This is a genomic window from Pseudomonas sp. PS01299, assembly GCF_029960145.1.
GTDB classification, from domain to species: Bacteria; Pseudomonadota; Gammaproteobacteria; order Pseudomonadales; family Pseudomonadaceae; genus Aquipseudomonas; species Aquipseudomonas putida_A.
In genome coordinates this window covers 1-11,163 of record NZ_JASCPO010000195.1, presented here as the reverse complement: position 1 = coordinate 11,163, position 11,163 = coordinate 1, and the positions used below count along the sequence as shown (strand labels likewise).

The following is an 11,163-nucleotide window of genomic DNA, read 5'->3' as shown; positions in this document are numbered from 1 at the left end:
GTGAAGGCTTTCTTCGCCTGACAAGCCGCCTTCGCGAGCAAGCCCGCTCCCACAGTTGACCGCGTTCCCGCTGACTGAACGCAGTCGACTGTGGGAGCGGGCTTGCTCGCGAATGTGCCGGTACATTCACCCCAAAATGTTCAGACAGCCGCCAGAATCTGCTTCGCACTGACCACCGTCGCATACTCCCCGTGCACATTCCCCAGCGACATCCCGTGCACTTCTTCGGCTGAACGCGGTGTGCCGAAATAATCGGCCTTGTCGAAGGTGAAACACGCATCCTCCGCCACCCACGCCTCAAACCCCAGATTGCCCGCCGTGCGCGCTGTGGATTCCACCGAGTTGTTGGTCGCTACACCAACAATGATCAATTGCCCGATCCCCGCCTCATGCAGCTGCGCTTCCAGCCCCGTGGCACAAAACGCATCCGGTACCTGTTTCCGGATCAGCCATTCACCGTCCTGCGGCATGAATCGCTGCTGAAATTCCACCCCTGACTGCCCGGGCCAGAACACCGAATCCGGTTCACGCGACAGATGCTGCACATGAATCACCGGCCGCCCGCTACTGCGCCACGCCCTCAGTAAATCGAGCATGCGTTCTTCGGCCTGTGGATTATTCCGCCTACCCAGTCGCGGCTGCAGAATGCCTTGTTGCTGGTCGATGATGATCAGTGCAGCGTTGGCCTTGAGCTCCATGGCGTTTTTTTCTCATGCGGGGTCAGTGAGCTCCGCAGTTCAGCATCACCGCCACTTATTAAGCAAGCTATCGAACACGGCAGATTGAAGCGCTTTGTGGTGAGGGGATTTATCCCCGATGGGCAGCGAAGCGGCCCTAATTCCTGCAACCGAGACAGAGCTGACCCACCGAGATGGCAGGTTTGGGGCTGCCGCGCTGCCCATCGGGGATAAATCCCCTCACCACAGGTTCTGTCACACCTCACAAATAAGTTTGTCCCCCGCTTGCGCGGCCATCTCCTGCTCACTAACGTAGCGGCTTTATTGCGCCCCCAGCCTCTACACCCCCGCAGGAGCTTTGCCATGGCCTCGCCAGCCCTCACACATTTTCTTCCCCGGTTCGGCGTTGCCGCAGCAGTGACCGGTGTCTTGAGCCTGTCCGGTTGCCAGACCTGGAACGCGCAGGACACCCTCCCGCCTACCTCCGGCGTGCAACCGCTCAAGGGCCTGGCGCAGAACGTTTCGGTGCGACGCAATGCCATGGGCATGCCGTTGATCGAAAGCAACAGCTTCCACGACGCACTGTTCACCCTCGGTTACGTGCATGCCAGCGACCGCATCAACCAGATGGTCACCCTGCGCCTGTTGGCCCAGGGGCGTCTGGCGGAAATGTCCGGCGCCTCGATGCTCGACGCCGACCGCTACATGCGCGCGGTCAACCTGAAGAAAAGCGCCGACGAGCTGTACAAGGCCTCGTCGCCACGCCTCAAGCGTTTCTTCGAAGTCTATGCGCGGGGCGTCAACGCCTACCTGTTCCGCTACGCCGACAAGTTGCCGGGCGACCTCGCCTCCAGTGGCTACAAGCCGGAATACTGGAAACCGGAAGATTCGGCGCTGATCTTCGCGCTGCTGAACTTCAGCCAGTCGGCCAACCTGCCGGAAGAGATCTCATCCCTGGTGCTGGCGCAAACCGTGACCAGCGACAAACTCGCCTGGCTGACCCCGTCCGCACCCGATGAAAATCTGCCGCTGGCCGAGGCCGACAAGCTGCAAGGCCTCAAGCTCAACGGGCAGATCCCCGGTCTCACCGAGCTGAGCAATGCCAGCCAGCAATTGGCAGCGATGAATCTGCTGGGCGCCAGCACGTCGAACAACTGGGCGATCGCCCCGCAGCGCAGCCGCAGCGGCAAGAGCATTCTGGCCAGCGACAGCCATGGCCCGCTGGCGGCACCGTCGCTGTGGAGCTTCGTGCAGATACGCGCGCCGAAATATCAGGCTGCCGGTGTCACCGTCGCCGGTCTGCCGATGATACTCGGCGGTTTCAACGGCAAAGTCGCGTGGAGCGCCACCAGCGTGCTCGGCGACAATCAGGACCTGTTCCTGGAAAAAATCCGCCGTCAGGGCAACAGCCTGACCTATGAGGTCAATGGCAAATGGCAGCCGCTGGGCGTGCGCAACGAAACCTATTTCGTCAAAGGCCAGCGACCAATTCGCGAAGCGGTGTACGAAACCCGCCACGGCGCGCTGCTCAACAGTGCTCAGGCCGTACAGGGCAACGGTTTTGGTCTGGCCCTGCAAACCCCGAGCTTCACCGACGACAAATCGCTGGACGCATTTTTTGACCTGACCCGTGCGCAGAACGTTGAACGCGCGTCAGACGCCAGCCGCGAGATCCGCGCCATCGCCCTGAACATGGTATTCGCCGACGCCAGCAACATCGGCTGGCAGGTCACCGGGCGTTTCCCCAACCGGCGCGAAGGCGAAGGCCTGCTGCCATCGCCGGGCTGGGAAGGTCGTTATGACTGGGACGGTTACGCCGACCCGATGTTGCACCCGTACGATCAGGACCCGACCCAGGGCTGGCTCGGCACCGCCAACCAGCGGGTCATTCCTCACGGCTACGGCATGCAGTTGTCCAACTCGTGGGCGGCGCCGGAGCGCGGTGAGCGCTTGGCGGAACTGGCCAACAGCGGCAAACAGGACGGTCGCAGCGTGATCGCCATGCAGTACGACCAGACCACCACCTTCGCTGCCAAGCTGAAGAAAATGTTTGAAGCGCCGGGCATGAAGCAGCCGCTGAAACAGGCGATCGACGCCCTGCCGGAAGCCGATCGCAACAAGGCGCGCGAGGCGTTCACCCGATTGATGGCGTTTGACGGCAAGCTCAGCCCGACCTCGGCGGATGCGGCGATCTATGAACTGTTCCTGCAAGAAAGCATGAAGCAGATCTTCCTCGATGAGCTCGGCCCCGAGTCGAGTCCGGCGTGGAAAGCCTTTGTTGCCAATGGCGACTTGTCCTACGCGGCGCAGGCCGATCACCTGCTCGGGCGCGAAGACAGCCCGTTCTGGGATGACTTGCGTACCCCGCAGAAAGAAGACAAAGCCGTGATTCTGGCGCGCAGTCTGGCCGCCGCGATCAACGCTGGCGACAGTCAGTTGGGTGGCGATCACAAGGCCTGGCAGTGGGGCAAACTGCACAGCTACACGTGGAAAAACGCCAATGGCCAGACCGTTCGCGGCCCGCTGGCAGCCGGCGGCGATCACACCACGCTCAATACTGCGGCGTTTGCCTGGGGCAAGGACTTCAACACCACGCGTGCGCCGTCGATGCGTTTCATCGTTGATTTCAGCCAGGCTGAGCCGCTGATGGGCCAGAACGGCACCGGCCAGTCCGGCAACCCGGCCAGCCCGAACTACCTCAACGGCATCGATGCGTGGCTCAAGGGTCAGTACATCGGCTTGCCGATGCAGCCGCAGAACTTTGACCGGGTGTATGGCAAGACGCGTTTGACCCTCACACCGGGCAAGTAAGGCACAGATCAAAAGCCCCTCACCCTAACCCTCTCCCAAGGGAGAGGGGACCGACGGAGTTGTTCTTTCGCAATACACCGACCTGAACCGTCGCGCCGAATCCATAATCGACGCGGACTTTCAGGCCGATGAAGCTCGCCAGACACCTCGGTCGGCGCCCTCTCCCTCCGGGAGAGGGCTGGGGTGAGGGAGCTTTGAAAATCGATAGAACTTCCAGACACGCGCCAACCTCATAGCTAACAAGCCCCCCATTCTGGTAACGACATGGACCTTGTTATCGCCCGCCCCGAAGGTTTGTATTGCCCTGCCGGGGATTTCTACATTGATCCGTGGCGCCCGGTCGAGCGCTCGGTGATCACCCATGCCCACGGCGATCACGCCCGTAACGGCAATCAGCACTACCTTGCCAGCAGCGCCAGCGAAGGGATCTTGCGTGCGCGTCTGGGTCAGGAGATCAACCTGCAAACCCTCGCCTACGGCCAGCGGCTGACCCATCACGGCGTGACCTTGAGTTTCCATCCCGCCGGGCATGTGCTCGGTTCGGCTCAGGTACGCCTGGAATACGGTGGCGAAGTCTGGGTCGCGTCGGGGGATTACAAAATCGAACCCGATGGCACCTGCGCGCCGTTCGAACCGGTGCGCTGCCACACCTTCATCACCGAATCGACGTTCGGCCTGCCGATCTACCGCTGGCAACCACAGGCGCAGGTGTTCAGCGAGATCAACCAGTGGTGGCAGGCGAACATCGCGGCGGGCAAGGCCAGCGTGCTGTTCTGTTATTCGTTCGGCAAGGCTCAGCGGATCCTGCACGGCATCGACGCCAGCCTCGGCCCGATCCTCAGCCACGGCGCGGTCGAGCCGCTGAACCGGGTCTACCGCGAGGCCGGCGTGTACCTGCCGCCGACGATCTACGCCGGCGACATCAAAAAATCCGACCCGATCATGCGTCAGGCGCTGGTCATCGCCCCGCCCTCGGCGGGCGGCAGCACCTGGATGCGCCGGTTCGGTGACTACAGCGACGCCTTCGCCAGCGGCTGGATGCGCCTGCGCGGCACCCGTCGGCGGCGCGGCGTGGATCGCGGTTTCGTGCTCTCGGATCACGCCGACTGGCCGGGTCTGCTCTGGGCCATCGAACAGACCGGCGCCGAACGGGTGATGGTCACCCACGGCTCGATCGGCGTGCTGGTCCGGCATCTGCGCGAACAAGGCCTGGACGCGCAGGGTTTCAACACCGAATACGGCGACGACGAAGAGGAGAACATTGGCGCCGAGCCGGTTATCGCCGAGGTGCAAGCATGAAAGCTTTCGCCGAGCTGTACGCCGAACTCGACGCCACCACGTCAAGCAACGCCAAACTGGCAGCGATGCAAACCTACTTCGCTCAAGCAGCACCACAGGACGCGGCATGGGCGGTGTACTTTCTGTCCGGTGGACGCCCGAGGCAACTGGTGCCGGTGCGCATCCTGCGCGAACTGGCGGTGGAAGTCTCGGGACTGCAACCGTGGCTGTTCGAGGAAAGTTATCAATCCGTTGGCGATCTGGCGGAAACCATTTCCCTGGTGCTCCCGGAAAATTCGCACAGCTCCGAGGCCGGTCTTGCCGAATGGATTGAAGACAAGCTGCTGCCGCTGCGCGGTGAAACCCCGGAATACCTCGCCCGCCACCTGCCCGCGCTGTGGGCGCAACTGGATCGGCCGAGCCTGATGCTGTGCATCAAGCTGATCACCGGCAGTTTCCGCGTCGGCGTGTCGAAATTGCTGGTCACCCGCGCTCTGGCGTCGATGGCCGGCCTCGACAGCAAACGCGTGGCGCAGCGGCTGGTGGGGTACACCGACCTGTCGAACCGGCCGAACGCGGCCAGCTACCTGAAACTGATCGCGCCGGAATCCGCCGATGAACATGCGCAACGTGGCGGCCAGCCCTACCCGTTTTTCCTCGCGCATGCCTTGTCGCAACCGGTCGAGGAATTTGAAGCGCTGCTGGGGCCGGCGAGCAACTGGCAGGTGGAATGGAAGTGGGATGGCATCCGCGCGCAGGTGGTCAAGCGCGAGGGTCGGCTGTGGGTCTGGTCGCGGGGTGAAGAACTGGTGACCGAGCGTTTCCCCGAGTTCGACACACTGGTCCACGCGTTACCCGACGGCACGGTAATCGACGGCGAAATCGTGGTCTGGAAAAGCACCCATCCGAGCACTGCAGACGCCTTCGATCCGCAATCGAGCGCACCGCCGGCGGTGCAACCGTTCGCCCTGCTGCAGCAGCGCATCGGGCGCAAAACCCTCGACAAGAAAATCCTCGAAGAAGTGCCGGTGGTGGTGCTCGCCTACGACTTGCTGGAGTGGCAGGGCGAAGACTGGCGCAACCGCCCACAGGCCGAACGACGCGCACAACTGGAGCAGGTCATCGCTCACGGTAACAACCCGGTGTTACTGGCCTCGCCGATTCTCACTGGCAGTGACTGGTTCGACCTCGCCCAGCAGCGCGAAGCCTCACGGCGCCTCGGTGTCGAGGGCATGATGCTCAAGGCCCGCGACGCCCTGTATGGCGTAGGCCGGACCAAGGACATGGGCGTGTGGTGGAAGTGGAAGGTCGATCCGTTCAGCGTCGATGCGGTGTTGATCTATGCCCAGCGCGGACATGGCCGGCGCGCCAGTCTGTACAGCGATTACACCTTCGCCGTGTGGGACGGCCCGCCCGAGTCCAGCCAACGGGCGCTGGTGCCGTTCGCCAAGGCCTATTCGGGGCTGACCGACGAGGAAATGCGCCAGGTCGACAGCATCGTGCGCAAGACCACCGTGGAAAAATTCGGCCCGGTCAGCAGCGTCAAGCCGAGTCTGGTGTTCGAACTGGGTTTCGAAGGCATCGCCCTGTCGCGACGGCACAAGAGCGGGATCGCCGTGCGCTTTCCGCGAATGCTGCGCTGGCGGCAGGACAAGACGGTGGATGAGGCCGACAGCCTGGCGACGCTGCAGGATTTGCTGGCCTGACCTGGTTTTCCGGGACAAACCTCCAATCGTCCTGAATGAACATCCTGTAGTGAGTGGATTTTCTGGTGAGGAGATCTTGTGGTGAGGGGATTTATCCCCGATGGGCCGCGAAGCGGCCCCCCATCATTCTTTCAGTAAACCGCGTGTACCGGATTTGCGACTGCTGCGCAGCCGATCGGGGATAAATCCCCTCGCTACAAGTATTCTGAATCACTTAAAAATACCTGCATTGACCCAACTTGGTGCAGCTCATTCCCCGCGCCCATTCCCGTGCACCAATCCCTCTCCCTCCTCCCTCCCCCAACCTTTTAAAACACTTGTTCGGGACTCTGGTTCGGAAATTGCTACTTTCTATAGGTCGTACGCGTTCCAGTAACAATAATTCTGCGCCACAAGCGCTCATATTGGTTCTTAGGGATTGAATAATGAAAAAAGCATTGCTGACCCTTTCTGCACTGGCGTTGTGCATGGCTGCCGGCTCCGCGCTGGCCAAGGAATACAAAGAGCTGCGTTTTGGCGTTGATCCTTCCTACGCACCGTTCGAGTCGAAAGCGGCCGACGGCAGCCTGGTGGGCTTCGACATCGACTTGGGCAACGCAATCTGCGCCGAGCTGAAGGTCAAGTGCAAATGGGTTGAAAGTGACTTCGACGGCATGATTCCGGGCCTCAACGCCAACAAATTCGACGGTGTGATCTCGTCGATGACCGTGACCCCGGCCCGTGAAAAGGCGATCGACTTCTCCAGCGAGCTGTTCTCCGGCCCGACTTCCTATGTGTTCAAGAAGGGCTCCGGCCTTAGCGATGACGTCGCTTCCCTCAAGGGCAAGTCCGTCGGTTACGAGCAAGGCACCATCCAGGAAGCCTACGCCAAGGCCGTATTGGAGAAGGCCGGGGTGAAAATCCAGGCGTACGCCAACCAGGATCAGGTCTACGCCGACCTGAAAAACGGCCGTCTCGACGCCTCGATCCAGGACATGCTGCAAGCCGAACTGGGCTTTTTGAAGTCGCCGGACGGCGCCAACTACGAAGTCAGCAAGCCGGTCGACAGCGAATTGCTGCCAGCCAAAACCGCTGTCGGTATTAAGAAAGGTAACAAAGAGCTGAAGGCGCTTTTAGATAAAGGTATCAAAGCGTTACACGATGACGGCAAATACGCCGAGATTCAAAAGAAACACTTTGGCGATCTGAATCTGTACAGCGGTAAATAATGCCCTGGCGCCCATCGTTCGATGGGCGCCTTTTCCATCCGCTCAGGTTGCTGATTTATGTTCGAAAACCTCTTACAAAATCTGGGGCTCTCCGCCTTCAGCCTCAAGGGCTTCGGCCCGTTGCTGTTGGAAGGCACCTGGATGACCATCAAATTGTCGGCGTTGTCGCTGCTGGTGGCCGTGTTGCTCGGCCTCTTGGGTGCCAGTGCCAAACTGTCGAAATCCAAACTGTTGCGCCTGCCTGCCCAGCTCTACACCACGCTGATTCGCGGGGTGCCGGATCTGGTGCTGATGCTGCTGATTTTCTACAGCCTGCAAACCTGGCTGACCGCCCTGACCGACGTCATGGAGTGGGACTACATCGAGATCGACTCCTTTACCGCCGGGGTGATCACCCTGGGCTTCATCTATGGCGCGTATTTCACCGAAACCTTCCGTGGGGCGATCCTCGCCGTACCACGCGGTCAGGTCGAAGCGGCCACCGCTTATGGCCTCAAGCGCGGCCAGCGTTTTCGCTTCGTGGTGTTCCCGCAAATGATGCGCTTCGCCCTGCCGGGCATCGGCAACAACTGGATGGTGATGCTCAAGGCCACCGCGCTGGTGTCGATCATCGGCTTGGCCGATCTGGTCAAAGCCGCGCAGGACGCCGGTAAAAGCACCTATCAACTGTTCTACTTCCTGGTACTCGCCGCCTTGATCTATCTGCTGATCACCAGTGCATCCAACGTCATCCTGCGCTGGCTCGAGCGTCGCTACGCCGCCGGTGCCCGGGAGGCCGTACGATGATCGAACTCCTGCAGGAATACTGGAAACCCTTCCTTTATACCGACGGTACCAACATCACCGGTCTGGCGATGACCATGTGGCTGCTCAGCGCCTCGATTTTCATCGGTTTTCTGGTGTCGATCCCGTTGTCGATCGCCCGGGTGTCCTCGCACTTCTATGTGCGCTGGCCAGTGCAGTTCTACACCTACCTGTTCCGTGGCACGCCGCTCTACATCCAGCTGCTGATCTGCTACACCGGGATCTACAGCCTGGCCGCCGTGCGCGCGCAGCCGTTGCTCGACAGTTTCTTTCGCGATGCGATGAACTGCACGATCCTCGCGTTCGCCCTCAACACCTGCGCCTACACCACGGAGATTTTCGCCGGGGCGATCCGCAGCATGAACCATGGCGAAGTCGAAGCGGCCAAGGCCTACGGCCTGACCGGCTGGAAGCTGTACGCCTACGTGATCATGCCCTCGGCGCTGCGTCGCTCGTTGCCGTATTACAGCAACGAAGTGATCCTGATGCTGCACTCGACCACCGTGGCCTTCACCGCGACCATCCCCGACATCCTGAAAGTTGCGCGGGACGCCAACTCGGCGACCTACCTGACCTTCCAGTCGTTCGGCATCGCCGCGCTGATCTACCTGACCATTACCTTTGCGCTGGTCGGCCTGTTCCGCCTCGCCGAACGCCGATGGCTGGCATTCCTCGGGCCGACCCACTAGGAAAACCTGTAATGCGACACCAGATCCATGACCTGTTGGCCCCGGTGCCGGGGACCGCACGACAGATCCACAGCTTCCACTTCGGCCCGGAGCAGGCCCAAGGCAAGATCTACATCCAGTCCTCGCTGCATGCCGACGAAATGCCCGGCATGCTCGTGGCCTGGCACCTCAAGCAGCGACTGGCGGAGCTGGAAGCCGCCGGGCGCCTGCGCAGCCAGATTGTGCTGGTGCCGGTGGCCAACCCGGTCGGCCTCGAACAAGTGCTGATGGACGTGCCGCTGGGCCGGTACGAGATGGAGAGCGGGCAGAATTTCAATCGCTGGTTCGTCGACCTCAGCGAAGAAATCGGCAACGACATCGAGGGCAAACTGGGCGACGACCCGCAGCGCAACCTTGAGCTGATCCGCGCCAGCCTGCGCAACGCCCTCGCCCGTCAAACGCCCGGCACACAACTGCAATCCCAGCGCCTGACCTTGCAACGGCTAGCGTGCGATGCCGACATGGTGCTGGATCTGCACTGCGATTTCGAATCCGTGGTTCATCTCTACACCACGCCCGAAGCGTGGCCGCAGGTCGAGCCGCTGGCGCGTTACATCGAAGCTCAGGCCAGTCTGCTGGCCACCGATTCCGGCGGCCAGTCATTCGACGAATGCTTCACCCTGTTGTGGTGGCAACTGCAGGAGCGCTTTGGCGAACACTTCGAGATTCCGCTGGGCAGTTTTTCGGTGACCGTGGAGTTGCGCGGCCAGGGTGACGTCAATCACCCAATGGCCAGTCGTGACTGCCAGGCCTTGATCGATTACCTGATCCAGTTCGATGCGATCGTCGGCGAGACCAAACCGCAGCCGCCCTTGCCGTTCCCCGCCACGCCGTTGGCCGGCGTCGAACCGGTGACCACGCCGGTGGGCGGCTTGCTGGTGTACACCGCTACGGCCGGGCAATACCTGCAAGCCGGGCAACAGATTGCCGAAATCATCGACCCGATCCACGACCGGGTCACCCCCATTCATTGCACTGCCGCCGGCCTGCTGTACGCCCGCTCGCTGCGGCGCATGGCTACTGCCGGCATGGTGATCGCCCACGTGGCGGGCGCCGAAGCCTATCGCAGCGGCTACCTACTTTCGCCTTGAGGATGTCTGCCCCATGTACAAATTGACTGTTGAAGGTCTGCACAAAAGCTATGGCGACCATCAGGTACTCAAAGGCGTTTCGCTCAAGGCCAAGACCGGCGACGTGATCAGCCTGATCGGCGCCAGCGGCTCGGGTAAAAGCACCTTTTTGCGCTGCATCAACTTCCTCGAACAACCCAACGACGGCGCCATGAGCCTCGATGGCCAGGCGATCCGCATGGTCACCGACCGCCACGGCATGCACGTCGCCGACCCGAATGAACTGCAACGCCTGCGCACGCGACTGGCCATGGTGTTCCAGCACTTCAACCTGTGGAGCCACATGACCGTGCTGGAAAACATCACCATGGCCCCGCGCCGGGTGCTGGGTTGCAGCAAGCAGGAAGCCGAAGACCGCGCCCGCCGTTATCTGGATAAAGTGGGCCTGCCGGCGCGGGTTGCCGATCAGTACCCGGCGTTTCTCTCTGGCGGCCAGCAACAGCGGGTGGCGATTGCCCGGGCGCTGGCGATGGAGCCGGAAGTGATGCTGTTCGACGAACCGACCTCGGCGCTCGACCCGGAGCTGGTGGGTGAGGTGTTGCGGGTGATTCAGGGTCTGGCTGAAGAAGGTCGGACGATGATCATGGTCACCCATGAAATGAGCTTCGCCCGCAAGGTCTCCAGCCAGGTGTTGTTTCTGCATCAAGGGCTGGTGGAAGAAGAAGGCGCGCCGGAAGATGTGCTGGGCAACCCGAAGAGCGAACGGCTGAAGCAGTTCCTCAGCGGTAACCTCAAGTAACAGACGCAGATAAAAACCTGTGGGAGCGGGCTTGCTCGCGAAAGCGGTGGGTCAGTCAGCATTGTTTTGACTGACCCACCGC

Annotated in this window: 9 protein-coding genes; 8 read left to right on the top strand and 1 reads right to left on the bottom strand. The window is 61.4% G+C overall.

Annotated features, from left to right (window positions below; translation table 11 throughout):
- Positions 1-140: 140 nt before the first annotated feature.
- Positions 141-698, bottom strand: coding sequence for a cysteine hydrolase family protein (locus tag QMX91_RS24235; RefSeq protein ID WP_282413501.1), 558 nt, complete (start codon positions 696-698; stop codon positions 141-143).
- Between the two features lie 342 nt (positions 699-1,040).
- Here QMX91_RS24235 and QMX91_RS24230 point away from each other — a divergent pair, with 342 nt between their 5' ends.
- The 8 genes from QMX91_RS24230 to QMX91_RS24195 all read left to right on the top strand — a co-directional run bounded on the left by QMX91_RS24230 (position 1,041) and on the right by QMX91_RS24195 (position 11,081).
- Positions 1,041-3,488 carry a penicillin acylase family protein gene (locus QMX91_RS24230; protein WP_282413500.1) on the top strand — a complete coding sequence of 816 codons (2,448 nt, stop codon included), beginning with the start codon at positions 1,041-1,043 and terminating at the stop codon, positions 3,486-3,488.
- Between the two features lie 264 nt (positions 3,489-3,752).
- Positions 3,753-4,787 (top strand): ligase-associated DNA damage response exonuclease, encoded by a 1,035-nt coding sequence (locus tag QMX91_RS24225; RefSeq protein ID WP_247840054.1) that lies wholly within the window; start codon positions 3,753-3,755, stop codon positions 4,785-4,787.
- Positions 4,784-6,472: an ATP-dependent DNA ligase gene (locus QMX91_RS24220; RefSeq protein WP_282413499.1), complete on the top strand. Its 1,689-nt coding sequence runs from the start codon at positions 4,784-4,786 to the stop codon at positions 6,470-6,472. Before QMX91_RS24225 ends, QMX91_RS24220 begins: the two co-directional genes overlap by 4 nt.
- Before the next feature lie 425 nt (positions 6,473-6,897).
- The gene (locus QMX91_RS24215) at positions 6,898-7,680 is read left to right on the top strand and encodes a transporter substrate-binding domain-containing protein (protein WP_003222321.1); all 783 of its coding nucleotides are present in this window, start codon (positions 6,898-6,900) and stop codon (positions 7,678-7,680) included.
- Positions 7,681-7,737: 57 nt separating this feature from the next.
- Positions 7,738-8,466, top strand: coding sequence for an ABC transporter permease (locus QMX91_RS24210; protein WP_003222319.1), 729 nt, complete (start codon positions 7,738-7,740; stop codon positions 8,464-8,466).
- Positions 8,463-9,173, top strand: a complete 711-nt coding sequence (locus tag QMX91_RS24205) for an ABC transporter permease (RefSeq protein ID WP_041070638.1) — start codon at positions 8,463-8,465, stop codon at positions 9,171-9,173. Before QMX91_RS24210 ends, QMX91_RS24205 begins: the two co-directional genes overlap by 4 nt.
- Positions 9,174-9,184: 11 nt before the next feature.
- Complete coding sequence (locus tag QMX91_RS24200) at positions 9,185-10,303, top strand: succinylglutamate desuccinylase/aspartoacylase family protein (protein ID WP_097086538.1); 1,119 nt, start codon at positions 9,185-9,187, stop codon at positions 10,301-10,303.
- A 13-nt stretch (positions 10,304-10,316) separates the two neighbouring features.
- Positions 10,317-11,081 (top strand): ATP-binding cassette domain-containing protein, encoded by a 765-nt coding sequence (locus QMX91_RS24195; protein ID WP_003222314.1) that lies wholly within the window; start codon positions 10,317-10,319, stop codon positions 11,079-11,081.
- The last annotated feature ends 82 nt before the right edge of the window (positions 11,082-11,163 follow it).